General features: G+C 73.8%; 24 protein-coding genes and 1 riboswitch. Of the genes, 14 read left to right on the forward strand and 10 right to left on the reverse strand.

Annotated elements, in window-relative coordinates; translation table 11 throughout:
- Window positions 1-22 precede the first annotated feature (22 nt).
- Window positions 23-1,084 (reverse strand): Lrp/AsnC family transcriptional regulator, encoded by a 1,062-nt coding sequence (locus ACFVDP_RS36905; protein WP_383499696.1) that lies wholly within the window; start codon window positions 1,082-1,084, stop codon window positions 23-25.
- A gap of 149 nt (window positions 1,085-1,233) precedes the next feature.
- Here ACFVDP_RS36905 and ACFVDP_RS36910 point away from each other — a divergent pair, with 149 nt between their 5' ends.
- Entirely contained in the window at window positions 1,234-3,174 is a 1,941-nt protein-coding gene (locus ACFVDP_RS36910; RefSeq protein ID WP_383499699.1) for an ATP-binding protein, read from the forward strand.
- Here the strand turns inward: ACFVDP_RS36910 and ACFVDP_RS36915 are convergent.
- Window positions 3,144-3,947: a DUF4389 domain-containing protein gene (locus ACFVDP_RS36915; RefSeq protein WP_383499702.1), complete on the reverse strand. Its 804-nt coding sequence runs from the start codon at window positions 3,945-3,947 to the stop codon at window positions 3,144-3,146. The two genes, ACFVDP_RS36910 and ACFVDP_RS36915, sit on opposite strands and share 31 nt — an antisense overlap.
- 80 nt (window positions 3,948-4,027) lie before the next feature.
- On the opposite strand from ACFVDP_RS36915, the gene ACFVDP_RS36920 reads away from it, so the two are divergent.
- The gene (locus tag ACFVDP_RS36920; protein WP_383499705.1) at window positions 4,028-4,321 is read left to right on the forward strand and encodes a type II toxin-antitoxin system Phd/YefM family antitoxin; all 294 of its coding nucleotides are present in this window, start codon (window positions 4,028-4,030) and stop codon (window positions 4,319-4,321) included.
- Here ACFVDP_RS36920 and ACFVDP_RS36925 read toward each other — a convergent pair.
- Window positions 4,311-4,703: an ATP-binding protein gene (locus ACFVDP_RS36925; protein WP_383499708.1), complete on the reverse strand. Its 393-nt coding sequence runs from the start codon at window positions 4,701-4,703 to the stop codon at window positions 4,311-4,313. The genes ACFVDP_RS36920 and ACFVDP_RS36925 overlap by 11 nt on opposite strands.
- A 223-nt stretch (window positions 4,704-4,926) precedes the next feature.
- Here ACFVDP_RS36925 and ACFVDP_RS36930 point away from each other — a divergent pair, with 223 nt between their 5' ends.
- Window positions 4,927-5,775: a Scr1 family TA system antitoxin-like transcriptional regulator gene (locus ACFVDP_RS36930; RefSeq protein ID WP_383499711.1), complete on the forward strand. Its 849-nt coding sequence runs from the start codon at window positions 4,927-4,929 to the stop codon at window positions 5,773-5,775.
- The gene (locus ACFVDP_RS36935; protein WP_383499714.1) at window positions 5,735-6,010 is read left to right on the forward strand and encodes a DUF397 domain-containing protein; all 276 of its coding nucleotides are present in this window, start codon (window positions 5,735-5,737) and stop codon (window positions 6,008-6,010) included. Before ACFVDP_RS36930 ends, ACFVDP_RS36935 begins: the two co-directional genes overlap by 41 nt.
- On the opposite strand, the gene ACFVDP_RS36940 is transcribed toward ACFVDP_RS36935, so the two are convergent.
- A complete protein-coding gene (locus tag ACFVDP_RS36940) occupies window positions 5,949-7,214 on the reverse strand; it encodes an MFS transporter (RefSeq protein ID WP_383499717.1) in 1,266 nt (421 codons plus the stop codon). The two genes, ACFVDP_RS36935 and ACFVDP_RS36940, sit on opposite strands and share 62 nt — an antisense overlap.
- 83 nt (window positions 7,215-7,297) lie before the next feature.
- Here ACFVDP_RS36940 and ACFVDP_RS36945 point away from each other — a divergent pair, with 83 nt between their 5' ends.
- Window positions 7,298-8,245 (forward strand): LysR family transcriptional regulator, encoded by a 948-nt coding sequence (locus tag ACFVDP_RS36945; protein ID WP_383499720.1) that lies wholly within the window; start codon window positions 7,298-7,300, stop codon window positions 8,243-8,245.
- Between the two features lie 83 nt (window positions 8,246-8,328).
- Complete coding sequence (locus tag ACFVDP_RS36950) at window positions 8,329-8,469, forward strand: hypothetical protein (protein ID WP_383499723.1); 141 nt, start codon at window positions 8,329-8,331, stop codon at window positions 8,467-8,469.
- Between the two features lie 33 nt (window positions 8,470-8,502).
- Here ACFVDP_RS36950 and ACFVDP_RS36955 read toward each other — a convergent pair whose 3' ends face one another.
- Window positions 8,503-9,465 (reverse strand): sodium-dependent transporter, encoded by a 963-nt coding sequence (locus ACFVDP_RS36955; RefSeq protein ID WP_383499726.1) that lies wholly within the window; start codon window positions 9,463-9,465, stop codon window positions 8,503-8,505.
- Between the two features lie 165 nt (window positions 9,466-9,630).
- Between ACFVDP_RS36955 and ACFVDP_RS36960 the strand changes: the two genes are divergently transcribed.
- Window positions 9,631-10,068, forward strand: coding sequence for a hypothetical protein (locus tag ACFVDP_RS36960; RefSeq protein ID WP_383499729.1), 438 nt, complete (start codon window positions 9,631-9,633; stop codon window positions 10,066-10,068).
- Here the strand turns inward: ACFVDP_RS36960 and ACFVDP_RS36965 are convergent.
- Window positions 10,059-11,960 (reverse strand): DUF6049 family protein, encoded by a 1,902-nt coding sequence (locus ACFVDP_RS36965; RefSeq protein ID WP_383499732.1) that lies wholly within the window; start codon window positions 11,958-11,960, stop codon window positions 10,059-10,061. The two genes, ACFVDP_RS36960 and ACFVDP_RS36965, sit on opposite strands and share 10 nt — an antisense overlap.
- Before the next feature lie 131 nt (window positions 11,961-12,091).
- Window positions 12,092-12,502: a bleomycin resistance protein gene (locus tag ACFVDP_RS36970; protein WP_383499735.1), complete on the reverse strand. Its 411-nt coding sequence runs from the start codon at window positions 12,500-12,502 to the stop codon at window positions 12,092-12,094.
- Between the two features lie 155 nt (window positions 12,503-12,657).
- On the opposite strand from ACFVDP_RS36970, the gene cbiE reads away from it, so the two are divergent.
- From cbiE to ACFVDP_RS37000, 6 genes are all read left to right on the forward strand, one after another.
- Window positions 12,658-13,911 (forward strand): precorrin-6y C5,15-methyltransferase (decarboxylating) subunit CbiE, encoded by a 1,254-nt coding sequence (cbiE, locus tag ACFVDP_RS36975; RefSeq protein WP_383499738.1) that lies wholly within the window; start codon window positions 12,658-12,660, stop codon window positions 13,909-13,911.
- On the forward strand, window positions 13,908-14,657 hold the full coding sequence (gene cobM, locus ACFVDP_RS36980) for a precorrin-4 C(11)-methyltransferase (RefSeq protein WP_383499741.1): 750 nt from the start codon (window positions 13,908-13,910) through the stop codon (window positions 14,655-14,657). The genes cbiE and cobM overlap by 4 nt, the downstream gene beginning before the upstream one ends.
- Window positions 14,658-14,707: 50 nt before the next feature.
- On the forward strand, window positions 14,708-14,926 hold the full coding sequence (locus tag ACFVDP_RS36985) for a hypothetical protein (protein ID WP_383499744.1): 219 nt from the start codon (window positions 14,708-14,710) through the stop codon (window positions 14,924-14,926).
- Between the two features lie 32 nt (window positions 14,927-14,958).
- Complete coding sequence (locus ACFVDP_RS36990) at window positions 14,959-15,537, forward strand: YdeI family protein (RefSeq protein ID WP_383499747.1); 579 nt, start codon at window positions 14,959-14,961, stop codon at window positions 15,535-15,537.
- Between the two features lie 150 nt (window positions 15,538-15,687).
- Complete coding sequence (locus tag ACFVDP_RS36995) at window positions 15,688-16,242, forward strand: hypothetical protein (protein WP_383499750.1); 555 nt, start codon at window positions 15,688-15,690, stop codon at window positions 16,240-16,242.
- Window positions 16,243-16,316: 74 nt separating this feature from the next.
- The gene (locus tag ACFVDP_RS37000; protein WP_383499753.1) at window positions 16,317-17,072 is read left to right on the forward strand and encodes a cobalt-precorrin-6A reductase; all 756 of its coding nucleotides are present in this window, start codon (window positions 16,317-16,319) and stop codon (window positions 17,070-17,072) included.
- Here the strand turns inward: ACFVDP_RS37000 and ACFVDP_RS37005 are convergent.
- From ACFVDP_RS37005 to ACFVDP_RS37015, 3 genes are read right to left on the reverse strand one after another with little or no spacing between them, the layout of a single operon-like run.
- On the reverse strand, window positions 17,045-18,565 hold the full coding sequence (locus tag ACFVDP_RS37005; protein ID WP_383499756.1) for a precorrin-2 C(20)-methyltransferase: 1,521 nt from the start codon (window positions 18,563-18,565) through the stop codon (window positions 17,045-17,047). The genes ACFVDP_RS37000 and ACFVDP_RS37005 overlap by 28 nt on opposite strands.
- A complete protein-coding gene (locus tag ACFVDP_RS37010) occupies window positions 18,562-19,218 on the reverse strand; it encodes a precorrin-8X methylmutase (RefSeq protein ID WP_383499759.1) in 657 nt (218 codons plus the stop codon). Before ACFVDP_RS37010 ends, ACFVDP_RS37005 begins: the two co-directional genes overlap by 4 nt.
- A gap of 14 nt (window positions 19,219-19,232) precedes the next feature.
- Entirely contained in the window at window positions 19,233-20,513 is a 1,281-nt protein-coding gene (locus ACFVDP_RS37015) for a cobalamin biosynthesis protein CobG (protein WP_383499762.1), read from the reverse strand.
- A gap of 78 nt (window positions 20,514-20,591) precedes the next feature.
- Window positions 20,592-20,717, forward strand: a riboswitch (cobalamin riboswitch).
- 32 nt (window positions 20,718-20,749) lie between these two features.
- Here ACFVDP_RS37015 and cobN point away from each other — a divergent pair.
- Entirely contained in the window at window positions 20,750-24,424 is a 3,675-nt protein-coding gene (gene cobN / locus ACFVDP_RS37020) for a cobaltochelatase subunit CobN (protein ID WP_383499764.1), read from the forward strand.
- Window positions 24,425-24,427: the final 3 nt, after the last annotated feature.

The following is a 24,427-nucleotide window of genomic DNA, read 5'->3' on the forward strand; positions in this document are numbered from 1 at the left end:
GTGAGCCGGGGTGTACACGCCGTCAGGCGCGGGGTGAGATGCCCCAGATGTCCGGCGGGACGACGCGTTCGCGGTGTCCGTCGGGGCCGAGCACGTGCGCGCCGAGTTTGTGCGTGCGCAGCGAGACCTTGGTGTCGGCGATGCGCAGTCCGGGGGCGGCGCGGGCCAGTTTCTCGGTGTAGCCGGGCAGTTCCTCGACGCGGCTCAGCCAGGCGCAGACGAAGAGGTTGTGCGGTCCGGTCACGGCGGTGACGGTGCGGGTGCCGCGCAGCCGGCCCGCAGCCGCGGCCACCGGGGCGAGCTGGTCCGGGGGCACGTCGGCGCAGATCAGGACCCAGACGGGGCGGCCGGAGTGGCGCGGGGCCACCTCGGTTCTGAACAGCACGGCGTCGGCCGTCTCCAGCCGGGCGAGGCGGCGCCGGGCGGTCGATTCGCTGGCGCCGATCCGCTGGGCGAGGGTGGCGACGCCGGTCCGGGCGTCCTCGGCGAGTGCGAGCAGCAGCCGCTGGTCGACCGGGTCGGGCGCGGTGAGCGGCGCGGTACGGCCGGGGCGGACCGTGCGGCCCGGACGGCCGCCCAGCTCCCGCACGGCGCGTATCTGCCGGGGCGTGAGCTGGTCCAGGCGCGGGGACGCCGCCGGGGTGTACAGGGCGGTGACGACGTGGGTGCGGGTGGCGCGGACGCCCGGCAGTTGGTGCAGCCGGTCCACGACGTAGGCGTCGAGGGCGGCCGGGTCGGGCGCGGCGACGTACGCGACGAGGTCGGCGACGCCGGTGACGTGCTGCACGGTCAGGGTGCCGGGGTCCTCGGTGAGGGCCGCCGCGGTGGCCGGCACGGTGCCCGCCGCGCACTCGACCCTGATCCAGGCGGCGGTCACGGCGGGGCTGCCCGCCGTCAGCGCGCCCGGCAGCACTCCCGACCAGGCGTGTCCGCGCGCGGTGAGCCGGGCCCAGCGGCGGGCCAGGGTGTCGGGGGTGGGGCCGAGCGCCCCGGCGAGCTGGGACCAGGTGGCGCGCGGGGCGAGCTGGAGTGCGTGGATCAGGGTGAGATCGGCCTCCGAGATGGCGGATTCCCGTGTACGCACTGCTGCTCCTCGGTGGTTGTCCGGGTCACCCGGTGATGGCGCCGGACGCCGTACGAACATTGACCCCAGGCATATGCATTAAATAGGGCATGCGGGTCCCCGGGTGATCGAACGGGCCTTTGTGGCCGGAACCGGGGGTATCGGTGACGATGGCGGCGCACAGGGCCGAGGACGCGTCCGGCGGCGGCCAACTCGTGGGCCGGGGACGGGATCTGGCGGCTCTGTTGTCCCGTCTCGCCACCGCACGCCTGGTCTGTCTGACGGGGCTGCCCGGCGTGGGCCGCACCCGGCTCGCGCTGGAGGCCGTGGGGCAGCTGCGGCGCGAGGTGGTGTGGGAGTCGGGCGCCGGGTACGAGCCGGAGATGCTCGCCGGGGTCGGGGCGCGGCTGCGGCACCGGTTCGCCGGGCGGTCCGGGCCGCTGCTGGTGCTCGACGACTGGGACCATCTCGGCGGCGCGGGCACCGCCCTCGTCGCGTCGCTGCTCCTGGACCTGCCGGAGCTGACGGTGCTGGTCGTCGCGGAGCGCCCGTGCCATCTGCGCGGCGAGACCGTCATGGTGCTGCGCCCGCTCGACGCATCCGTACCTGATGGCGCGGACCGGCCGTCCGAGGCGCTGGAGCTGCTGCGGGCCGTGCTCGGCGACGCGGCCGTGGACCGGGACCCGGACGGCGCGGCCCGGCTGTGCCGCAGATTCGGCGGGGTGCCGGGGCCGCTCGTCGAGGCGGCCCGCGCCTGGACGGCGGCCGATGGCGACGCGGACGGCATCGGTCCGGGGGAGCGGCAACTGGCCGCCGCAGCCCGTTCCTACGCCCGCTGCTCCCGCGTCGAACAGCTGCTGTGGCGCAGGCTCGCCGTCTTCGAGGACGGGTTCCGGCGGGAGGCGGCGCCCGAGGTGTGCGGGGGCGGCCCGCTGCCCGCCACCGAGGTACTGGGCATCCTCGACCGCATCGCCCCGCACGCCCTGATCCAGGACCCGCACTCCGGCCGCTACCATCTCCCGCCCGCTCAACTAGCCGTTTCCAAAAGGGAGTTGGAGCTGTCCGGCGAACGCTGGGCGGCCGTCCTCGCGCACCGCCGCTGGGCGCTCGGCGTCGCCCGACAGGCTGCCGAGTGGTGGACCGCGGGCCGTCAGGAGGAGGCCGCCGCCCTGGCCCGCCGCGAACTGCCCGGACTGCGGGCGGCCATGGACCCGGAGACCTCGCCGCTGTCCCCGCGCGCCGAGGCGGCCACCGCCCTGGACGTGGTGGTGCACCTGTGGTTCCTGTGGACGGCGTGCGGGCACACCGCCGAGGGCCGCACCCTGCTGCGCCACGCCCTCGCCCTGCACCAGGCCCCGCCGCCCGCGCGGGCGCTGTGGCTCGCGGCCTGGCTCGAACTCGACCTGGGCGCGCCCGAGCGGGCCGATCCGCTGCTCACGGCGGCCTGGGCGGAGGCGGTGCGCGCGGGTGACGGCCACTGTCTGGGCCTGCTCGCCCAACTGCGCGGCGCGGCGGCGCTGTGGCAGGGCCGCACCGAGGCGGCGGCCGTCGAGTTCCGCACGGCGCTCGAACTCGCCGGTGACACCTCCGACTTCGGCCCCGGACCGGCGCAGATCCGGGCCGCGCTGGCCCTCGCCCTGGTCCGCACCGACCCGGAGGCCGCCCTGGAGACGGCCCAGCCGGGCCCCGCGCACCCCGGCGCGGCGCGGGACGGCTGGGCGGAGGCGTGGGCGCGCTACGCGCGGGCGGAGGTGCTGCGCTGGGAGGGCGACGCCGACTCCGCGCAGGTGCTGGCCCGCAAGGCGCTGCGCACGTTCCTCGCGTACGGCTCGCCGATCGGCGGGCGCTGCGCCGGAGAACTCCTCGCGGACGCGACGGCCCTGTCAGGCGACGGCCTCCTGGCCGCCCGACTCCTCGGCGCCGTGGACGCCTTCCACGAGATCCCGCTGCCCCGCTCCCCCTACCTCGCCCCGGTGCGCCGCCGCGCCGAGGCCCTGCTCGACGGGCTGCTGCCGCCCGCGCGGCGGGCGGAGGCGTATGCGTGTGGGGCGCGCACGGGGCTCGCGGCGCTGCTGGCGGCTCAGGGCGAGACGCGCTCCGTGCCCGCCTGAGCCGGCGACGGCTCGTACCCCACCGCGTTCCCGGCCCAGCCCGCCACGCCCAGCAACAGGAAGACGCCGACGAGTACGCGCCCGGCCGTGCCCAGCATCAGCGGCCGGGTCGCCGAAGGGCCCCGGACGATGCCGATGACGGCGTCCGCCGACGACTGGTCGCCGAAGAGCCGCTTCGGGTACGCGGACGTCAGCAGCAGCAGGTACGCGGACACCCGCATCCGGTACCGGACCACGGCCGCCGTCGCCTCGAAGAGCGGCAGCGGCATCCGCCCGAGCACCAGCACGACGATCCAGGACACCAGCGCCACGGCCCACCACCCGGCCACCGCGAGGGAGGCCAGTACGGCCGCCGGGATCACCAGGAGCAGCCGGAAGAACACCGCGACCCGGTTGAGGGCCGTGGAGCGCAGCCGCACCTGCACCGGGTAGCCGCCGGGCTCCCCGAGCACCTGGAACGGCGGGTAGCGGTCGGTCAGCAGCATCGCCGCCGCGTCGAACCGGGTCGCGTACCCGACGTACCCCGCGAGCCACTGTTCCAGCGAGTCCGGCACCCGGCCGAGGATCAGCGTGGCCACCCACGCCACGACGGCCACGCAGAACGTGACGACGCCGAGCACGGCGAGCAGCACGGCGTGCGGCAGCAGGAGCAGCAGCCGCAGCAGCACCGTCAGCCGGTGCTGGCGGCCGGGCGACGGCACATCGAGTTCGGGCAGGGGCTCGGCACCGGGAACCAGGGGGACGGCGCCGTACGAGGAGGAGGGGGCGGCCATGCCGCAACTCTGTACAGGGTTGGGGGGACCGGCATCCGGGGGCGCCTGATCGGGTGGCGGCGGGCGTTACGTTGGCGCCCATGGACGTCACGGCACGCGAACTCGGTCGGCATTCCTCGGCGCTGCTCGACCGGGTCGAGCGCGGCGAAGAGATCACGGTGACCAGGCATGGCCGCCCGGTTGCCCGCATGATCCCGATCGGCCGATGGGAGATCCCGCCGCGACCGGCATCTCCTATCGGAGACGTCGATCTGCCGGTGCTCGACTTCGCTGAGCCGATGTCGGACGAGGAGAGTGCCGCGATGGGCGGGAAGCTGCGTGACGCCTTCTCCCGCCGACAGAGTGCCCCGCAGCGGCCCGACCTCAACCGCTGACCGCGTCCCGTTTCGCGTCGCACTCGAACCACACCGACTTGCCCGGCGGGCGCGGCTGCGATCCCCAGCGGTCCGTCACCGCCTGTACGAGCATCAGGCCCCGCCCGCCCTCCGCCAGCTGGTCCGCCACCCTCAGCACCGGCGGGCGCGGGTCCGGGTCCGTCACCTCTACCCGGAGGCCTCCCTCCAGGCGCAGGATCACCAGGGAGCACCTACGGCCCGGCACATGCCGTACGACGTTCGTCAGCAGCTCCGTCGCCGCCAGCTCCGCCGCGTCCGAGAGTTCTGCCATCCCCCATTGCCGCGCGTAGTCGCGGATGATCCTTCTGATGTGCCGGGCCGAGTGGTCGCCGACCGTGAAGTGGTTCAGGGCGTGCTGCATCGTGACTCCCGTAGGCGGGTGGGCAGTTGAGCCCTTCCAGCCTCCTGGCCTGCGCGGTCCTTCCGGGAGAGGGGCGGCCCCAACGGGCTGTTCCGTGAGGGGGTCCCAACAAGTTGCCGGGTTGGGGGTGGAGATCGGTCGGTTCGGCTGTGCGGTGAGTTTTCGTGTGGCTACGGTCAGTCACGGCGGGGAAATGAACCTTGACTCCTGTTGGGGGACGGCCATGGCACACATCCGGCAACTCGACCCGAGCGCGTCGCCGCTCGATCACTTCGGTTCCGAGCTGAGGTACTGGCGCGAGGCCGCCGGCTTCAGCCAGCCACAGCTCGGCGCCAAACTCTTCTGCACCGCATCCCTGATCGGCCAGATCGAGACCGCCCACAAGGTCCCGACCCGGGATTTCGCCGAGCGGGTGGACGCCGCGCTGGAGACCGGGGGTGCGTTCGCGCGGTTGGTGGGGCTGGTGCTTCGGTCGCAGCTTCCGGCTTGGTTTCAGCAGTACGCGGGCCTTGAGGCGAAGGCGACGTACATCTCGACCTATCAGGCGCAGGTCGTCTACGGGCTGCTCCAGACGGAGGCGTACGCACGCGCCGTGATGGAGGCGCCCAGCCCGCCGAACCTGGACGAGTTGGTCGCCGCGCGCATGGAGCGGCAGCGGATCCTGGAGCGGGGCGAGCCGCCGCAAGTGTGGGTGGTGCTGGACGAGTCGATGCTGCACCGACCGATCGGTGGCCGAAACGTCATGTGGAACCAACTTGCGCACTTGTTGAGCTTCCGAGGGCAGCGGCACGTGAACATCCAGGTGCTGCCCTATGCGGTCGGTCAACACACAGGCCTCACGGGATCGTTCAACCTTCTGCGCTTCGACGACGACCCGAACGTCCTCTATACCGAGGACTTTGCGCAGGGGCACGCGACAGCCGGGCCCGAGACGTTCAAGGAGGGGGCATTCCGTTACGCTCGCTTGCAGGCTGCCGCGCTCTCCGTGGAGGACTCCGCGGCGCTGATCAGCCGCGTGATGGAGGAGCGTTATGGGGATCACCTGGACGACGAGGAACGCGGCCTGGCGTAAGTCGAGTTACAGCGGGGACAGCGGCGGCGACTGCGTCGAATGCGCCCCCCTGGCGGGCGCCGCTTGGCACAAGTCCTCGTACAGCGGCGACACCGGCGGCCAGTGCGTCGAGTACGCCGCCCTGAACCCCCACATCGCCCTCCGCGACTCCAAGACCCCCGCGGGCGGCACCATCACGGTCCCGTCGCAGGCGTTCGAGGCGTTCGTTCGGGCAGCGAAGCTCGGGGAGTTGTAGGGAGCAGTGCCGGGGTCGCCAGGAGCAGGACCCCGGCCACCGCCAACGCCGGACGCGTGCCGATCAGGGAGGCCAGGGCGCCCCAGGCCAGCGTCAGCGTGGCCGTGACCGCTCTGCCGGTGACCGTCCATGCCGACAGGACCCGGGCCAGGCGGTCCGAGTCGGTGTGCTGGAGGCGCTCCTTGGCCAGGATCGGGTTGTAGACGCCGATGCACGTGATCAGGCCCAGCTCGACGGCCATCACCGTCAGCAGCCCACCCGTACCGGTGCCGGTGAGGGCGAGCCCCACCGGCCAGCACACGCGGGCGGTGCCGCTCCAGCGCAGGACGCGCTGTTCCCCGTACCGGCGTACGAGGCGTGACGACAGGCGCGAGCCGATGAGGCCGCCGATGCACGGGACGCCGTAGGCGAGGCCGTACTCCCAGGCGGGGAAGCCGAGTTCGCGGAGCATCAGGACGGCCATCAGCGGGGCGCCGACCATGATCAGGCCGTTGACGAGGGTCGAGTTCAGGAACAGGGCGCGCAGGTACGGGGTGCGCCAGAGGTAGCGCCATCCCTCGGCGATGTCGGCGCGGGTGATCCGGGTCGAGGCGGCGGTGGGCGGCGGCGGCTCGGGGCGGCGGATGCGGCGGACGCCGGCCGCCGAGAGCAGGTAGCTCACCGCGTCGCCGAGGACCGTCGTCAGCGGGCCGAAGAGGCCGATCGCGGCGCCGCCGAGCGGTGGGCCCAGCGCCGTCGTGGTCCAGGTCGTCGACTCGAAGCGCGCGCTGGCGACCATCAGCCCCTCCTGCGGGACCAGCGCCTTCAGATGGGCGCCGCTCGCGGCCCGGAAGACGATGTCGGCCGTCGCCACGACCACCGACACGAGCACCAACTGCGCATAGCTCAGCGCGTGCAGGGCGTACGCGAGGGGGAGGGTGAGCAGGGCCGCGCAGCGCACCAGGTCGGCGCCGACCATCACGGGCCGCTTGCGGCGGAACTCCACCCACGGCCCCAGCGGCACCGCGAAGAGCGCGCCCGCCGCGATCCCGGCCGCCGACAGGAACGACACCTGCACCGAGCTGCTGTGCAGCACCGTCACCGCGATCAGCGCGAACGCGTCGAAGGCGAGCATGGTGCCCGCCGAACTCACCGCGAACGCCGCCCACAGCCACCCGAAATCCGGCCCGAGCCGCCCCGCCCGTACTCCCCGCACATCGCCCATGACCTGCGATCCAAGCCGCAGCGACCGCCCCGGATCAAACAACCGACACGGCACCCCCGTACAACCCGTGGTTGTATGGCGGGGTGGATCCGGAAGCCGTACGCACCTTCGTCGCCGTCGCCGACGAGGGGCAGATCCAGCTCGCCGCCGCCGGCCTCGGCATCACCCAGCAGGCCGCCTCCAAGCGCATCGCCGCCCTGGAGCGGCAGCTCGGCGTACGGCTGCTGCTGCGCACCCCGCGCGGGGCCCGCCTCACCCTCGACGGAACCGCGTTCCTGCCGCACGCGCGGGCCGTCCTCGCGGCCGTCGCGGAGGCGGAGGCGGCCGTGCGGCCCGGCGCGCGGCCACTGCGCGTGGACGTGCTCGGCACGCGCGTGAGCACGGCCGGGCTGCTCCAGGACTTCCACCGGGCCCACCCGGACGCGGCGCTCGACGTGACGGTGGTCCGCACGGCGGGCCGGGCCGCCCTCGAAGCGGTCCGGGACGGCGGCGTCGACGCCTCGTTCTGGGCGCACAGCCTGCCCGCCGAGCGGCTGCCCGCGCCGGTGCGCACGGCGCGGGTCCTCGACGAGCCTGCGGTCCTGGCGGTCGGCCCCGCGCATCCCCTGGCGGGCCGGGAGACCGTCTCCCCGGCCGATCTCGCGGGGCTGCGGATCGTGATGCCGGGCCTGGATCCGACGAGCGAATGGGGCGTTTACTACGCCGAGTTCGCCGCCGCGTTCGGGTTCCGCCTCGACGCGTCGGGCCCCGCGTTCGGCATGGAGCACATGGCGCGGACCATCACCGCCTCCGACGACCTGGGCACGTTCATCGGCACCCGCACCCCGCTCACCCGCCCCACCGGCCTCGGCCTGCACTTCGTCGCCCTCGCCCGCCCCACGCCCGTCTACCCGCACTGGCTGCTGTGGCGCGACGACAACCCGCACCCGGCACTGCGGCTGCTGCGCGCGCACCTGGCCGACCGCTACGAGCGGGAGCCGGTCCCCGACGACGAACTGTGGGTACCGGACTGGCCCGCCAACCGGGCCTGAAGCGTGCGTAGAACCGGCCCTGGGATAGCTCGCACGGCCCGCCCCCACATGCGTGCGCGCCCTCGCGCGCGCAGGCTCGGACCATGCGCACGCGTCCCCCTCTCGCCTTCTGCCTCGCAGCCGTCCTCCTGCTGACCGCCGCCGACAGCCGGGACGACAGCAGACCCGATACCGCGCACGACGACCAACGGGCCCCCGGCGCGCGTCGGGGACCGGCCGCCTGAGTCACGGCCGCTCCACACCCGCGCCAACGGCCGTCAGGCGGAGGACCGCATGGCGCGGGTCACGACCTGGTTCGCGGCCAGCTTCTGGAGCATTCCGTACGCCAGGACCGGCAGCAGCACGTGCGGCCGGTCCGGCAGCGCGGCGGAGACGAGGACGGCGCTCGCGCTGCTGTTGTTCATGCCGCAGGCCAGCGTGACCGACGCCCCGGCCGGCCGGTCGAGCCGCAGCACGCGCGCGGTGACCCGGCCCAGCGCGAACGACAGCAGGCACACCGCCGCCGCCACCCCCAGCGCGGCCCCGAGCAGCAGGAACCGTGGGTGGGCGAGGAACGGGCCGATGGCGCCGCCCGCGTTCGCGTACGTCAGCACCAGGGAACCGGCCGTCGCGGTGGGCAGCACGGTGCCCCGCACCCGCGTCAACGGCCGCTCGGGAAGCAGCAGCCGCACCGCGATGCCCGCCACGCACGGCAGCAGCACCCCGGTCAGGGCGAGCCCGGAACCGGTGTCGTGGGCGACGGCCGTGAGCGTGCCCGCGTACGCGTCGGAGAGCAGCGGCGCGAGCGCCGCCACGGTCAGCGGGACGGTCAGCGGGCTCAGCAGCGTCGACAGCAGCACGAGGCCGACCATGGTGGGCTGGTCGCCGTTGCCCCGGCCCGTCCACACGGTGGCACCGGCCGCGACCGGCATGGCGACGGTGAGGATCACGGCGGCCGTCACCCCGCTGCCCCCGTCGGAGTCCGACGACTGATGCAGCACCCAGGCGACGGCCGGGACGATCAGCAGCGGCGCGGTGAGATGGACGACGAGCCCGGCGGCGAGCGCCCGTGGCCCCCGCAGCAGATGGGCCAGCTCCCGCACCGGCACCTGAAGACCCGCGCTGAACATGATCAGGGCGAGCAGGTACGGCAGGAACGGGGCGGCGAGGGCGTGGGGGAGGGGAGCGAGCACGGCCGCGGCGTAGGCCACGGCGACGTACCGGCTGAGGTGGCGGCGCACGGGCGGGAGCGTAGGTCGCGAGGGTAAGAGCGGGCCGTGACATTTGTACGTGTCGAGTGAGGACGGCTCGCTCTGCCGAGGGACCCCCCTTCTCCGCGAAGCTCAGTCGTGCCGGAGACAACCGGCCGGCGACAGACGAGACACACGGAATCCAGGGGGACGGACATGAGCGCGGACACGGCGACGGTCGCACGGGGCACGATGGTCGAGGAGCGGGCCACGGCGGACTTCCAGGGGCTGCCCGCCTGGTACTTCCCGATCGCGGGCTGCTTCGCCGGGGTCTTCGACATCGCCCGCGCCTACCCGGCCACGTACGCGCTGCTCCCCGTCCTGATCGTCCTCAACCTGGTGCTCTCCCTCACCGTCCTCAAGAAGCGGATGCGTCTGATGAAGGCGCTGTGGAAGAACAAGCGCACCCGGCTGCTCGCCCTCGGCCTGGTCGCCGTCCGCTTCGCGGTGCACGCCCTGCTCGGCGCGGCCGGGTTCGCGGTCGGCACGGCCGTCGGCGGGGTGACGGTCGGCATCGTGATGGCCGTGCTCGGCACCGCGATGGCCTACGGCGACCAGTGGCTGATCCTGCGGACCCTGCGCGCTCAGTCCTGACCGTCGGGGGTGTGCGGGGAGTGCGGGGTGTCGTCGGGCGCGTCGGGGGACTCCTCCCTGGCGCGCCTCCTGCGTACGTTCCGCATCCGGACCGCGGCGGCCAGCACGATCAGCACGACCCCGACGGCGACCACGGCGATCGCGCCCGACGACACCGAGGCGACATCCACCTCGAACGTCATCGGGTCGCCCCACGGCTTGCCGTCGCTGGTCGTGTAGAGCTGCGCCGTGAGCTGCGCCTTGCCGTTGGCCCTCGCGGTGACGGAGAGCTGGTTGGTGTGGCTGGCCGAGCCGGCGGCCTCCACCGCCAGCGTCCCGTCGTTGATCCGCAGCCGCTCCGAGTCGCTTGAGGTCACCCGCAGTTCGAGCCCGGCGACCGGCTGCTGGAGCCCGTTGTCGACGGTCACCGGGATCGTGGCGTCGCCCGAGGTCACCGTGACGGTGGACTTCGGCACCATCCGCAGCGACGCCACCGACGTGCTCAGGAACGCGCTCGTGCGCTGCTGGAACGTCTCCTGGTCGGCGTCGTCCAGGCCCCGCCAGGCCGTGGAGAGGGCGCGCGCCATCGCCGCGTGCACGGACGCCGTCGTGACCTTCGGATCGGCGAGCACCTTCGAGAGCGTGGCGAGACCGTCCAAGTCACCTGCCGCCGCCGCGAGTTGATCGGACGTCAGCTCGCTCGCGCGCAGTCGCGACGGATACGCGGAGGACGCGCCCGCCGCGCCGGTGACCGGGTCGTTGTCGGCGGTACGGATGCCCTCCGGCTCCAGCCAGCCGTCGTCGGTCCCGGAGTCGATCGCCGCGGCCAGCGCGTTCGCCGCCGTGCCGGACAGGTCGCGGGGCGGGACGACGACGGGGCGGGTGTTCGCCTTCAGGAGCTTGGTGATCCGGTCGACGGTGTCGGGGTCGGGGGTGTCGGGCTTCTCCGACGCGGAGGGGGAGGGGGAGGCGGTGTCGGATGGGGAGGCGTCGGTGCCGCTGGGGGACGGGGTGGGCGAGGCGCTGGGTGACGTACTGGACGGCGTACCGGACGACGTGCTCGGCGACGCACCCGGACTGGCAGACGCCCCCGCGTCCTTGTCCTCGTCCTTGATGCGGCCCAGCGCCGTCGTCACGTCCGTGTCGTACGGCAGCGCCGTGATCGCGTCGTCGCCGTCGCCGAGCGTCACCGGGTCGGCGCCGGCCGGGTCGATCCCCTGCCCCGAGGCGAGCATCCACGTCAGGCCCAGGGTGCCCGCGACTCCGGTGATCCGCGTGTCCAGGGCGCCGTCGGCGGGCCAGCCGAGCCCGGTTCTGGTGCCGGTGCCGAGGATCGAGTCGACGTTCTTCTTCGCGTCGTCCGCGAGGTTCGCGACGACCTCCGTCAGGTCGTCGGTGTCGCCGGACGGATGGTGGGCGAGGGAGGCGATGTCGGGGTCCGCGTAGGGCAGCAGCCACACGTCGCGGCCGCGCACCGCGCCCTTCAGGTCGGCCAGCCACGCCCGGGCGGCGCTCTGCCCGGTGCCCTGCGTGCTGTCCTGCGGGTTGGTGGACTCGGCGCTGTCCGCGACGCGGTAGCCGCGCGCCATGGCCTGCGCGGCGAGCACCAGATCGGGGTCGAGGACCCAGCTCACCGCGCGGCCCTTGCCGGCGTCGACGACCTCGCGCAGCCGCCCGCCGTCCGCGAACAGGCCGGCCAGCTCGTCGGAGTCGAAGACCGCCCGCGCGTCGTCGCCCGAACCGAGCGCCGCCGCCGTCATGTGCGGGGTGGCCGTCACCGGCCACACCACGGCGGCGTGCCCCGTGTCCGCGCCGTCCCCGTCGGCGGCGTGCGCCGGAACCCCGGCCGTCGACGCCCCCAGCACCATGGCGGACACGACCCAGGCCCGCGCCGCCGCCCCGTTCCTGGCCATGTGCGTCTCGTTCCTCCTGCTCGGTGTCCCGGAGGTCCGAGCCAACACCGTGGAAGGGGCGGTTCCGCGGACCGTGGCGCCGGGCGGCGCGTCGGTCCGCCGCCGGGGCGGCGGCCGGAACACCCGCCGGGTCAGCCCTCGGTGGCCTCCAGGACCGCGCCGACGCGCAGCAGATTCCCGTCCGGGTCGACGAGCGCGAACTCCCGCATCCCGTACACCGTGTCGTCGGGCTCGACGAGCCGCGGCGTCGCGTACGGGTCGGCGCTCAGCCCGGTCGCGCGCCACTCCTCGTACAGCGCGTCGGCGATATGCGCGCCGCCGTCGAGCCGCAGGTACGCCCCGTGCGCCGTGGTCAGCGGGTCGGTGCGGGGCGCGTGGAAGAAGTGCAGTTCGGTGTCGTCGCGTACGAGGATCAGATAGCCGTCGTCGGGCAGGTGGGTGGTGGCCTCGAAGCCCAGGACCGCGTAGAAGTCGATGGTCACCGACAGGGTGCGGCTCGGCATGATGGGGGCGACGCGGCCGGTGAGGGCGGTGCGGGTCAAGAGGGGTCTCCCTGGGGCGCTCGGCAGGGGAGCCGATGTCGCCCGATAGAGTGCGGCTCCCACGATGACGTCCTTGACGGTGTTCCCGTCGATTCCGTCGATTCCGTCCATTCCGTTCTTCCGAGCATGACGCACCCGGCACGAGGTACCAGGCAGTGACTCCCGCGCATCCGACACCCGTGACGGTCGTAGGGATCGGCGCCGACGGCTGGCCGGGCCTGCCCGCCGTCTCGCGGGCCGCGCTCGCCGACGCCGAGGTGATCATCGGCGGCCCGCGCCAGCTGGCCCTGCTCCCCGCCGACGCCTGCCCCGCCGAGCGCGTCGCGTGGCCGTCGCCGCTGAGGCCCGCCGTGCCCGGCCTCCTGGAGCGGCACCGGGGCTCCCGGCTCGCGGTCCTGGCCAGCGGCGACCCCATGTTCTACGGCATCGGCCGCACGCTGACCGAGACGGCGGGCGCCGACGCCTTCCGGGTCCTGCCGCACCCGTCGTCCGTGTCCTACGCGTGCGCGCGCGTCGGCTGGGCGCTGGAGGGCACCGAGACGGTGTCGCTGGTGGGGCGCCCGGCGGACCGGCTCGCCGCCGTCCTGCACGACGGGCGCCGGGTCCTGGTCCTGTCGGCGGGCGCGGACACCCCGGCGACGGTCGCGGCGCTGCTGACCGACCGGGGCTTCGGCCCGAGCCGGATGACGGTCCTGGAACAGCTCGGCGCCGAGGCCGAGACGGCGCACGAGGGCGTGGCCGAGGACTGGACGCACCCGCCCGGCGACGCCCTGAACGTCATCGCCGTCACCTGCGTACGCGCCCCGGACGCGCTGCGCCTCGGCGCGGTGCCGGGGCTGCCCGACGCCGCGTACGAGCACGACGGGCAGCTCACGAAGCGCCACGTCCGGGCCGCGACGCTGGCCGCGCTCGCGCCCGCCCCCGGCGAACTCCTCTGGGACGTGGGCGGCGGCTCCGGTTCGATCGCCGTCGAATGGATGCGCACGCACCCGTCGTGTCGCGCGTACACCGTGGAACGCTCGCCGGAACGGGCCGGGCGGATCACCCGCAACGCGGCCCGCCTCGGCGTCCCCGGCCTGCACGTCGTGACGGGCGCGGCACCGGCGGCCCTGGCCGAACTCCCTTCCCCGGACGCGGTGTTCATCGGCGGCGGCCTGACCGCTCCGGGCCTGCTCGACGCCTGTTGGGAGGCGCTCGGCGCGGGTGGCCGGCTGGTCGCGAACACGGTGACGCTGGAGTCGGAGGCGCTGCTCGCCGACCACTACCGGCGCCACGGCGGTGACCTGACGCGGCTCTCGGTCGCGCACGCCGTGCCGGTCGGCGGCTTCACGGGCTGGCGTCAGGCGATGCCGGTCACCCAATGGTCAGCAACGAAGACAGCGAACACAGCAGGGACGGACCCCTCATGACGGTCTACTTCATCGGAGCGGGCCCCGGCGCCGCCGACCTGATCACGCTGCGCGGCGCGCGCAGGCTGGCCGCCTGCGAGGTGTGCCTGTACGCGGGTTCGCTGGTCCCGGCCGAACTCCTCGCCGAGTGCCCGCCGGACGCCCGCCTGATCGACACGGCGAACCTCGATCTGGACGCCATCGAGCGGGAGTTGGTCGCTGCCCACGAGGCCGGCCTCGACGTGGCCCGCCTGCACTCCGGCGACCCGTCGGTGTTCTCGGCGGTGGCGGAACAGATGCGCCGCCTGGACGCGCACGGCATTCCGTACGAGGTCGTCCCCGGCGTCCCCGCGTTCGCGGCGGCGGCAGCGGCCCTCAAGCGCGAACTCACCGTGCCCACGGTCGGCCAGACCGTCATCCTGACCCGCATCGCGCAGCAGGCCACACCCATGCCGCCCGGCGAGGACCTGGCGACGCTGGGCGCGTCCGGCGCCCTCCTGGTCCTGCACCTCGGCGCCCAATACGTGGACCGCATCGTCTCCGAGCTGCTCCCGCACTACGGCGCCGACTGTCCCGCCGCGGTCGTCGCCTACGCGAGCCGCGACAACGAACTCGTCCTGCGCGGCACCCTCGGCGACATTGCGGACCAGCTGAAGGCGTCCGGAGTCCGGCGCACCGCGGTGATCCTGGTGGGCCGCACCCTGGGCGCCTCCCAGTTCCGCGACAGCCACCTGTACTCGGCGGACCGGGACCGGCACGACTGCTGAGCCGGGAAACCCGGTACCGGCCCCGCCCGCCCGGGGCCTACCATCCCGCCATGCCCCGCCCCTACGGCTTCACCTACGACCAGCGCCCCGACGGCACCGTGACGATCACCCATCAGGGCCGCGCCGCCGGAACGCTGCGGGGCGCGCGGGCCGAGAAGTTCCTCGAGGAGGTCGAGTCGGGAGACGCCCAGCTCGTGATGGCGCGCTGGACCGGCGCCTACAAACACGGCAACGAACGCGCGGCGCGCAACCATCCCCGCAATCGCTGAAGCCGATGCACCGGCCGGGTTAGGTTGCCCGCATGGACGAGTTCGACGGGGTGGAGGTCCGCGCGTTCCCGGACGCGGCGGCCTTCGAGGAATGGCTGTCCGGGCAGCACACGCGGCGCGAGGGCGTGTGGGTGAAGGTGGCGAAGAAGGCGTCGGGGATCGCGTCGGTCACGGACGACGAACTGGTCGACATCGGCCTGTGCTGGGGCTGGATCTCCGGACAGCGGCGCGCCCTCGACGACCGCTACTACCTGCAGAAGTACGTGCCGCGGCGGGCGCGCAGCGTCTGGTCGCGGGTGAACGTGGAGAAGGTAGCGGCGCTGGCCGCGGCCGGCCGGATGCGCGAGCCCGGACTCGCCGAGGTGCGCCGCGCCCAGGACGACGGCCGCTGGGACCGCGCCTACGCCTCCCAGTCCACAGCCGCCGTCCCCGACGACCTGACGGCGGCCCTCGACGCGAACCCGACGGCCCGCGAAGCCTTCGACGCCCTCGACCGAACCGCCCGCTACCTGGTCCTGCTCCCCCTCCTCCAGGCAACCCCGGACAACCGCCGGGCCCGCCTGGACCGGGCGGTCAGGGACCTGGGCGACGCGGGGCGGGGCCGGGGCTGACGCGGGCTCCACGCACGTGGACCCCGACTCGGGGCGGTTACTTGAGGGGGCGCTGTTCCGGCTGTGCCGATGCGCGGGGGACACGCGGGGTACCGTCCCGGCCAGGGGCGGCCGTCGACGGGAACGGCCGGGATCGACGGGGGAGTCTCCATGAGTCTGTCGGGGCAGATCATTCCTTTGGCGGGCGTGGCGCTCGGCGCCGTCACGTCGTTTCTCGCGGGCAGCCTGAGCGAGCGGTCGCGGTGGCGGCGTGAGCAGTCCGTGCGGTGGGACGCGCGCCGCCTGGACGCGTACGCCGAGTACCTGCACACCGTCAAGGAACTGGCGGCCCGCTATCAACGCATAGCCGCCGGGCGGGGGTTGGTGACGGGCCCCGCACCGCTGGAACTCACCGCGGACGTCCTGGCCGAGATGAGCGCCCTTGAAGCCAGACGCTCCGCACTGACGGAGACCTGCGCCCTGCTGGGCGACACCGACACGAACACCGCGTCGAAGGCGCTGGACCACTGCCTGTGGCGGCTCGAACTCCTGGCCCGCGACGTGCCCACCGAGGTCGACCAGAGCTGGGAGCAGGCCTCCGCGGAGTTCCGGCAGGCCCAGCGTTTCTACATCGAGCACGCCCGCATCGGCCTGGGCGTACCCGGCCCGGCCAAACGGGACGTCCCCTGGCCCTCGGACTGGCGGCCCGTGCGCAGGGAGCCCTGAGGCGGCCCACCGGGGCGTTCGGGGCGGCGCGCCGTGTGTTTGAGTGGGCGCACCCCCTTCGTCCGAGCAAGCCCATGGAGCCCCCGTTGCCGCACGTACTCATCCTCGGTGGGACCACCGAAGGCCGGGAGCTGGCTGAGGTGCTGGACGGGCGGGTGCGGGTCACCAGTTCGCTCGCGGGGCGGGTCGCCGCGCCTCGGTTGCCGGTGGGGGAGGTGCGGGTCGGGGGGTTCGGTGGGGTTCCTGGGCTCGTTGACTGGGTGCGGGGACACGGGGTGGACGCTGTCGTCGATGCCACTCATCCGTTCGCGGAGCGGATCAGCTTCAACGCAGCCGGGGCCGCCGCCGAGGCCCGGGTTCCGTTGCTCGCGCTGCGGCGGGCCGGGTGGGTGGCACAGGATGGGGACGACTGGCGGGAGGTCGGGTCGTTGGGGGAGGCGGCCGAGGCCGTCGCCGGGTTCGGGCGGGTGTTTCTCACCACCGGGCGGCAGGGGCTCGCCGCGTTCGCGCACGTCGGCGGCGCCCACTTCCTCGTACGGGCCGTGGACGCGCCCGAGCCGCCGTTCCCGCCGCGCATGGACGTGCTGCTCGATCGCGGGCCGTTCACGCTGGAGGGGGAGCGGGAGGTCATCGCCCGGCATCGGATCGATGTGCTCGTGACCAAGGACAGCGGGGGCGCCGCCACCGCGCCCAAGCTGACCGCCGCCCGTGAGGCCGGGATTCCGGTCGTCGTCGTGCGGCGGCCGCCCGTGCCGCAGGGCGTGGAGGTGGCGGCCACCGTGGCGGAGGCCGCCGCCTGGGTTCAGCGGGTCGTGGGCGTCTCCGGGTAGCGGCGGGGCGTCCAGGCGATGGTGGCGCCGGTGCCGCGCGTCGTCGCCCGCGTCTGCGACGAGCCGATGATCAGCAGCGTACGCATGTCGACCTCGGCCGGGTCCAGGTCGGCCAGGCCCAGTACGCGGACCGACTCCTCCGGGCCGCCCACGTCCCGGGCGACCACGACGGGGGTGTCCGGCGCCCGGTGTTCGAGGAACAGCTCGCGGGCCTTCGCGACCTGCCAGGTGCGGCTCTTCGAACCGGGGTTGTACAGCGCCACCACCAGATCCGCGGCGGCCGCCGCGTGCAGCCGCTCCGCGATCACCTCCCACGGCTTGAGCCGGTCCGAGAGGGAGATCGTCGCGTAGTCGTGGCCGAGCGGAGCGCCCGCCTTCGCCGCCGCCGCGTTGGCCGCGGTGACACCCGGCAGGACGCGTACGGGAAGGTCCGCGTACCGCTCCTCGGAGGCGACCTCCAGCACGGCCGTCGCCATCGCGAAGACGCCCGGGTCACCGCCCGACACGACGGCCACCCGGCGCCCGCGCCGGGCCAGGTCCAGGGCGAACTCGGCGCGCTCCGACTCCACCTTGTTGTCCGAACCGTGCCGCCGCTGCCACGGCCGGACCGGAACCCGGTCCAGGTACGTCGTGTAGCCGACAAGGTCGTCGCAGTTCGCGAGGGCGCCGCGCGACTCGGGGGTGAGCCAGGGCGCGCCCGCCGGACCGGTGCCGACGACCACGACCTCGCCGCGCTCCGGCGCCCCGGCCGGTTCGGTCTCGACCCGGGACGGCAGCACCGCCACCGAGAAGTACGGGACCGAGTCCGGGTCGATGTCGGCGAGGCGGCCGGTGCGCTCGCCCGCCATGAACGCCCGCTCCACATACCGCGCGTCGTCGAGCCGGCCCGAACTCTCCAGCGCCGTACGGACCTTGGTGAAGGTACGGCCCAGCTTCATCACGACCGCCGAGTCCGCCGCCGCGAGCCGCGCCGCCAGCTCGTCCTCGTCCAGCGTGCCCGGTATGACGGTCAGCGTCTCCTTGTCCTCGCACAGAGGCTCCCCGAGCCGGGCCGCCGCCGCGCTGATGGAGGTGACACCGGGGATGACCGTCGTGTCGTAGCGGTCCGCGAGCCGCTTGTGCATGTGCTGGTACGAGCCGTAGAAGAACGGGTCGCCCTCCGCGAGCACCGCGACCGTGCGGCCCGCGTCCAGATGCGCGGCGAGCGTGGCCGCGGCCTCCGCGTAGAAGTCGTCGAGGGCGCCCCGGTAGCCGCCCGGGTGGTCCGTCGTCTCCACGGTGAGCGGATACATCAGCCGCTCCTCGATCTGGCCCTCGCGCAAGTACGGCGCGGCGATCGAGCGGGCGATGGACCGGCCGTGCCGGGCGCAGTGGTACGCGACGACGTCGGCCTCGCCGATCGCCTTCACGGCCGCCACGGTGAGCAGTTCGGGATCGCCGGGGCCGAGCCCGACCCCGTACAGCCTGCCCGTGGTCTCGGGGGTGGCGCTCATGCCCGGTCCTCCAGGATCTCCGCCTCGGTGGCGATCGCGTTCAGTGCCGCCGCCGTCATCGCGCTGCCGCCGCGCCGGCCCCGCACGATCAGGTGCTCCAGGCCCAGGCCGGACGCGGCGAGCGCGTCCTTCGACTCGGCCGCGCCGACGAAGCCGACCGGGATGCCGAGGATCGCCGCCGGACGCGGGGCGCCCTTCGCGATCATCTCCAGGAGGTGGAAGAGGGCGGTGGGGGCGTTGCCGATGGCGACGACGGAGCCCTCCAGGCGGTCACGCCACAGCTCCAGCGCGGCGGCGCTCCGCGTGGTCCCCAACTCGGCGGCGAGGGAAGGCACTTCGGGTTCGTTGAGGGTGCAGATCACTTCGTTGTCGGCGGGCAGCCGCTTGCGCGTGACGCCGCTCGCGACCATCCGGGCGTCGCACAGGATCGGTGCCCCCGCGCGCAGTGCCTCGCGGGCCTTCGCGACGACCCCGGCGGAGTACGCGATGTCCGCTACGAGATCCACCTGGCCGCAGGCGTGGATCATGCGGACCGCGACCTGGGCGACGTCGGCGGGCAGCGCGGCGAGGCCTGCCGCGGCCTCGGCGCGGATGGTGGCGAAGGACTCGCGGTAGATCGCCGCGCCGTCCTTCTCGTAGTCGTACAGGGACATGGGGTTCGGCTCTTTCAACTGGGTTGTGGGGTGGTGCGGGTGGTCGTGTCGTAGCCGCCGTCCGGGCGGGCCGTGATGTCGATGTACGTCGTCCCTGCCGGGTGGCCGCAGCGGCGGTCGCAGCCCGACCAGTACGTGGGCAGGGTCGGGTGGGCCTCGGCGAGGTGGGCTGTGGCGTCCGCGCGGACGTCGGTGTGGGACTTGGCGCAGCCCGGGCTGCCGATGCAGGCGCCTACGCGGGTCCAGGGGGTTTCGGGGTGCTGTTCCTCTTCGGTGGCGCCGGGGATGACGATGCGGCGCCAGGGGGTGACGCGGAGTTCTTGTGCGGGGAGTTCTGCGGCGCGGGCTACGAGGTCCGCCCACTGGTCGGGGGTGGCCGTACCGAAGGGGAGGGCGATGCCGGTTGTCGTCGGGTGCGCGTTCGTCGTGGCTGGTCGCGCAGTTCCCCGCGCCCCTACGGGGCGCTCTTCCACGCCGGGTCCGGCACATTCAGCCCCTCCGGCGTTTGAGGAGCGGGGTCCGGGGCGGAGCCCCGTGCCCGTCGTCGGGTGCGCGTTCGTCGTGGCTGGTCGCGCAGTTCCCCGCGCCCCTACGGGGCGCAGTCCCAGGCGACGGGACAGGCGGGCCGTCAACTCGCCTTCGGGCAAGCCGAGTTCAGAGACGCGCCACACCCGGCGATCGGAGACCTCCCTGGCCGCCTCCACAAAGACTTCAGCCGCGCTCACAGCAGCCCGCGCAGCGTCCTCGTACGGCACCCGGAACGCCACACCCCCGACGGAGAGGAGCCCGTCGCCCCCGGGCAGCCCCCGAAGAAGGACATCCGGGCCGAGCCCGGCGACATCCCCGCGACCGTCGTCCAGCGCGAAAAGGAACCGTCCGGACAGTTCGGGCGTGACGGAACTCGCGATCAGCGCCGCGTCGAGCCCGCGCAGCCACCCGCGTACGTCGACGTGCCCGCCCCCGTCGAGCCCCGACATGGGTGAGGCGACCACATTGCGGACCCGCTCGTGCGCGGGCGACGGCAGCAGCCCGGCCGCGCTCAGAGCGTCCGCCAACTCGCCGCCGCAGCCGTCCCGCAGCCCGCGCAGCTGAACGTTTCCCCGCGAGGTGAGATGGAGCACGCCGTCCCCGAGCCGCCCCGCGAGAGCGCCCAGCGCCCGCGCCTGCGTCACCGTCAGCACCCCGCCGGGAATCCGCACCCGCGCCAGGAAACCGTCGTCCGCCGCGTGCAGCCGCAGCGCGCCCGGGCAGGCGTCGCCCCGGGCGGGATCAGCGGATATGTGGGTGGGGGACATGCCGGGGAGCATACCCATGGGGCTGTGACGAGCGCCCCGTACCGGGGTGCGCACCGGCCCCGTACGATGGCCGCACAGACCAACATCGCCAGCGACGGCGACAGGGGAGGAAGCCGGTGCGAATCCGGCGCGGTCCCGCCACTGTGAGTCCCGTGCCCGGCACGGGATGAGCCAGGAACTCCTGCCGTCGAACGACCACCCGGGGCGCGGACACCCCGAGGAAGGCCAGCCGACGCATGCCCCAGCAGCTGCTGCTCCTGTCGACCTCCGACACCGACCTGCTCAGCGCCCGAGCGGCGAACGCCGCGGAGGACACCCCGGTCGAGTACCGCTTCGCGAACCCCTCCCGGATCAGCGTCGAGCACGATCTCGACGCGCTGCTCGACGGCGCGGGCCTGGTCGTCGTCCGGCTCCTGGGCGGGGTCCGCGCCTGGCAGGACGGCATCGACCGGCTGACCGCCGCCGGGGTGCCGCTGGTCGTCCTCACCGGTGAACAGGCGCCGGACGCCCAGCTGATGGCGGCCTCCACGGTGCCCGTCGGCATCGCCGCCGAGGCCCACAAGTACCTGGCGCACGGCGGCCCGGCGAACCTGGAGCAGCTCGCCCGCTTCCTCTCCGACACCGTGCTGCTCACCGGCCACGGCTTCGAGCCGCCGCAGCCCGCGCCCTCCTGGGGCGCCCTGGACCGGCCCGCGTCGCAGGCCGGCGGCCCCACGGTCGCCGTGCTCTACTACCGCGCCCACCACATGAGCGGCAACACCGCCTTCGTGCACACCCTGTGCGACGCGATCGAGGCGTCCGGCGCCCGCCCGCTGCCGCTGTACGTGGCGTCGCTGCGCACCCCCGAGCCCGAGCTGATCGAAGCGCTGACCGGCGCCGACGCCATCGTCACCACCGTCCTCGCGGCGGGCGGCACCCGCCCCGCCGAGGCGAGCGCGGGCGGCGACGACGAGGCCTGGGACGCGGGCGCGCTCACCGGCCTCGACGTGCCGATCCTCCAGGCGCTGTGCCTGACCTCGTCCCGCGCCGACTGGGAGGCGAACGACGAGGGCGTATCGCCGCTCGACGCCGCCACGCAGATCGCGGTGCCGGAGTTCGACGGCCGGCTGATCACCGTCCCGTTCTCCTTCAAGGAGATCGACGAGGACGGGCTGCCCGCCTACATCGGCGACCCCGAGCGCGCCGCCCGCGTCGCCGGGATCGCCGTCCGCCACGCCCGCCTGCGGCACATACCGGCCCGGGACAAGAAGCTGGCGCTCGTCCTGTCCGCGTACCCGACCAAGCACTCCCGGATCGGCAACGCGGTGGGCCTGGACACCCCCGCCTCCGCGATCGTGCTGCTCAAGCGGCTGATCGACGAGGGCTACGACTTCGGGGACACCGACGGGATCCCCGGCCTCGCCTCCGGCGACGGCGACGAACTGATCCGCGCGCTCATCGACGCGGGCGGCCACGACCAGGAGTGGCTGACCGAGGAACAGCTCGCGAAGAACCCGGTCCGCATCCCGGCCGCCGACTACAAGCGCTGGTACGTGACGCTGCCGCAGGAGCTGCGGGACGGTGTCGAGCGGCACTGGGGCCCGCCGCCCGGCGAGATGTTCCTCGACCGCTCCCGCAACCCCGAGGGCGACATCGTGCTCGCGGCGCTGCGGCGCGGGAACCTGCTGATCCTCATCCAGCCGCCGCGCGGCTTCGGCGAGAACCCGATCGCGATCTACCACGACCCCGATCTCCCGCCGTCCCACCACTACTTGGCGGCCTACCGCTGGATCGCGGCCTCCGCCGACGACGGCGGGTTCGGCGCCGACGCGATGATCCACCTCGGCAAGCACGGCAACCTGGAGTGGCTGCCCGGCAAGAACGCCGGCCTGTCCGCCGCGTGCGCTCCCGACGCGGCCCTCGGGGACCTGCCGCTGGTGTACCCGTTCCTGGTCAACGACCCGGGCGAGGGCACCCAGGCCAAGCGCCGGGTGCACGCCACGCTCATCGATCACCTGGTGCCGCCGATGGCGCGCGCCGACTCCTACGGTGACATCGCGCGCCTGGAGCAACTCCTCGACGAGTACGCGCAGATCGCGTCCATGGACCCGGCGAAGCTGCCCGCGATCCGGGCCCAGATCTGGACGCTGATCCAGGCCGCGAAGCTCGACCACGACCTGGGCCTGGAGGCGCGGCCCGACGACGACGGGTTCGACGACTTCCTGCTGCACGTCGACGGGTGGCTGTGCGAGGTCAAGGACGCGCAGATCCGCGACGGGCTGCATGTGCTCGGGCAGGCGCCGGGCGGTGCCGACCGGGTCAATCTGGTTCTCGCCATTTTGCGGGCGCGGCAGATCTGGGGCGGGAGTCAGGCTCTGCCGGGGTTGCGGGAGGCTTTGGGGCTGGACGAGTCGAAGGCGACCCGTACTGATGCTGATGCCGCTGAGTCGGCGGCCCGGGGCCTGGTCGAGGCGATGGAGGCCGCCGACTGGTCGCCCGAAGCGGTTCCGGCGGCGATTGCGCTGGCGTCACGGGGCTCTGCCCCGGACCCCGCTCCTCAATCGCCGGAGGGGCTGGATTTGGTTGCTGACATCCTGACCTTCGCCGCCCGCGAAGTCGTCCCCCGTCTCGACGCCACCACCGCCGAACTCGACAACTCCGTACGGGCGTTGGAGGGACGGTTCGTGCCCGCCGGGCCCTCGGGATCCCCGCTGCGCGGGCTGGTGAACGTCCTCCCGACCGGGCGGAACTTCTACTCGGTCGACCCGAAGGCCGTTCCCTCCCGCCTTGCGTGGGAGACGGGACAGGCGCTGGCCGAGTCGCTGGTGGACCGGTACAAGCAGGACAACGGCGGGGAGTACCCGACCTCCGTCGGGCTGTCCCTCTGGGGTACCAGTGCGATGCGTACGGCGGGTGACGACATCGCCGAGGCGTTCGCGCTGCTCGGCATCCGCCCCGTCTGGGACGACGCCTCGCGCCGCGTCACGGGCCTGGAGGCGATCCCGTACGAGGAGTTGGGCCGCCCCCGCATCGACGTGACGCTGCGCATCTCCGGCTTCTTCCGCGACGCGTTCCCGCACACCATCGGCCTGCTGGACGACGCGGTGCGCCTCGCGGCCTCGCTGGACGAGCCGGACGAGCACAACCACGTCCGCGCCCACGCGCAGGCCGACCTCGCCGAGCACGGTGACGAGCGCCGGGCCACCACCCGCATCTTCGGCTCCCGCCCGGGCACGTACGGCGCGGGCCTGCTCCAGCTGATCGACTCCAAGGACTGGCGCACCGACGCCGACCTCGCCGAGGTGTACACGGTGTGGGGCGGTTACGCGTACGGCCGCGGCCTCGACGGCAAGGCGGCCCGGGGCGAGATGGAGACGGCGTACAAGCGGATCGCGGTCGCCGCCAAGAACACGGACACCCGCGAGCACGACATCGCCGACTCCGACGACTACTTCCAGTACCACGGCGGCATGGTCGCCACCGTGCGCGCGCTGCGCGGCACGGCCCCCGAGGCGTACATCGGCGACTCGACGCGCCCCGAGACGGTCAAGACGCGCACGCTCGTCGAGGAGACGAGCCGGGTGTTCCGGGCCCGCGTCGTGAACCCGAAGTGGATCGAGGCGATGCGCCGCCACGGCTACAAGGGTGCCTTCGAACTCGCCGCCACCGTGGACTACCTGTTCGGCTACGACGCCACGACCGGCGTCATCGCCGACTGGATGTACGACAAGCTCACGGAGACGTACGTCCTCGACGAGACGAACCGCCAGTTCCTCTCCGAGGCCAACCCCTGGGCCCTGCACGGCATCGCCGAACGCCTCCTGGAAGCCGAGTCCCGCGGCATGTGGGAGAAGCCGGACCCCCAGGTCCTGGAGGCCCTGCGCCAGGTGTACCTGGAGACCGAGGGCGACCTGGAGGCGGACGAGTCCTGAACC

It is taken from the genome of Streptomyces sp. NPDC057694 (genome assembly GCF_042799415.1).
Lineage (GTDB): Bacteria > Actinomycetota > Actinomycetes > Streptomycetales > Streptomycetaceae > Streptomyces.

Bases quoted from the DNA above. Each gene is read 5' to 3' on its own strand.
- ACFVDP_RS36965 (WP_383499732.1), bottom strand. From the start codon at position 11,960: ATGGCCAGGAACGGGGCGGCGGCGCGGGCCTGGGTCGTGTCCGCCATG.
- ACFVDP_RS36960 (WP_383499729.1), top strand. From the start codon at position 9,631: ATGAGCGCGGACACGGCGACGGTCGCACGGGGCACGATGGTCGAGGAG.
- cobN (WP_383499764.1), top strand. From the start codon at position 20,750: ATGCCCCAGCAGCTGCTGCTCCTGTCGACCTCCGACACCGACCTGCTC.
- ACFVDP_RS36995 (WP_383499750.1), top strand. From the start codon at position 15,688: ATGAGTCTGTCGGGGCAGATCATTCCTTTGGCGGGCGTGGCGCTCGGC.
- ACFVDP_RS36990 (WP_383499747.1), top strand. From the start codon at position 14,959: ATGGACGAGTTCGACGGGGTGGAGGTCCGCGCGTTCCCGGACGCGGCG.
- ACFVDP_RS36950 (WP_383499723.1), top strand. From the start codon at position 8,329: ATGCGCACGCGTCCCCCTCTCGCCTTCTGCCTCGCAGCCGTCCTCCTG.
- ACFVDP_RS36910 (WP_383499699.1), top strand. From the start codon at position 1,234: ATGGCGGCGCACAGGGCCGAGGACGCGTCCGGCGGCGGCCAACTCGTG.
- ACFVDP_RS37015 (WP_383499762.1), bottom strand. From the start codon at position 20,513: ATGTCCCCCACCCACATATCCGCTGATCCCGCCCGGGGCGACGCCTGC.
- ACFVDP_RS37000 (WP_383499753.1), top strand. From the start codon at position 16,317: ATGGAGCCCCCGTTGCCGCACGTACTCATCCTCGGTGGGACCACCGAA.
- ACFVDP_RS37010 (WP_383499759.1), bottom strand. From the start codon at position 19,218: ATGTCCCTGTACGACTACGAGAAGGACGGCGCGGCGATCTACCGCGAG.
- ACFVDP_RS37005 (WP_383499756.1), bottom strand. From the start codon at position 18,565: ATGAGCGCCACCCCCGAGACCACGGGCAGGCTGTACGGGGTCGGGCTC.
- ACFVDP_RS36985 (WP_383499744.1), top strand. From the start codon at position 14,708: ATGCCCCGCCCCTACGGCTTCACCTACGACCAGCGCCCCGACGGCACC.
- ACFVDP_RS36930 (WP_383499711.1), top strand. From the start codon at position 4,927: ATGGCACACATCCGGCAACTCGACCCGAGCGCGTCGCCGCTCGATCAC.
- ACFVDP_RS36920 (WP_383499705.1), top strand. From the start codon at position 4,028: ATGGACGTCACGGCACGCGAACTCGGTCGGCATTCCTCGGCGCTGCTC.
- ACFVDP_RS36915 (WP_383499702.1), bottom strand. From the start codon at position 3,947: ATGGCCGCCCCCTCCTCCTCGTACGGCGCCGTCCCCCTGGTTCCCGGT.
- ACFVDP_RS36935 (WP_383499714.1), top strand. From the start codon at position 5,735: ATGGGGATCACCTGGACGACGAGGAACGCGGCCTGGCGTAAGTCGAGT.
- ACFVDP_RS36925 (WP_383499708.1), bottom strand. From the start codon at position 4,703: ATGCAGCACGCCCTGAACCACTTCACGGTCGGCGACCACTCGGCCCGG.
- cobM (WP_383499741.1), top strand. From the start codon at position 13,908: ATGACGGTCTACTTCATCGGAGCGGGCCCCGGCGCCGCCGACCTGATC.
- ACFVDP_RS36940 (WP_383499717.1), bottom strand. From the start codon at position 7,214: ATGGGCGATGTGCGGGGAGTACGGGCGGGGCGGCTCGGGCCGGATTTC.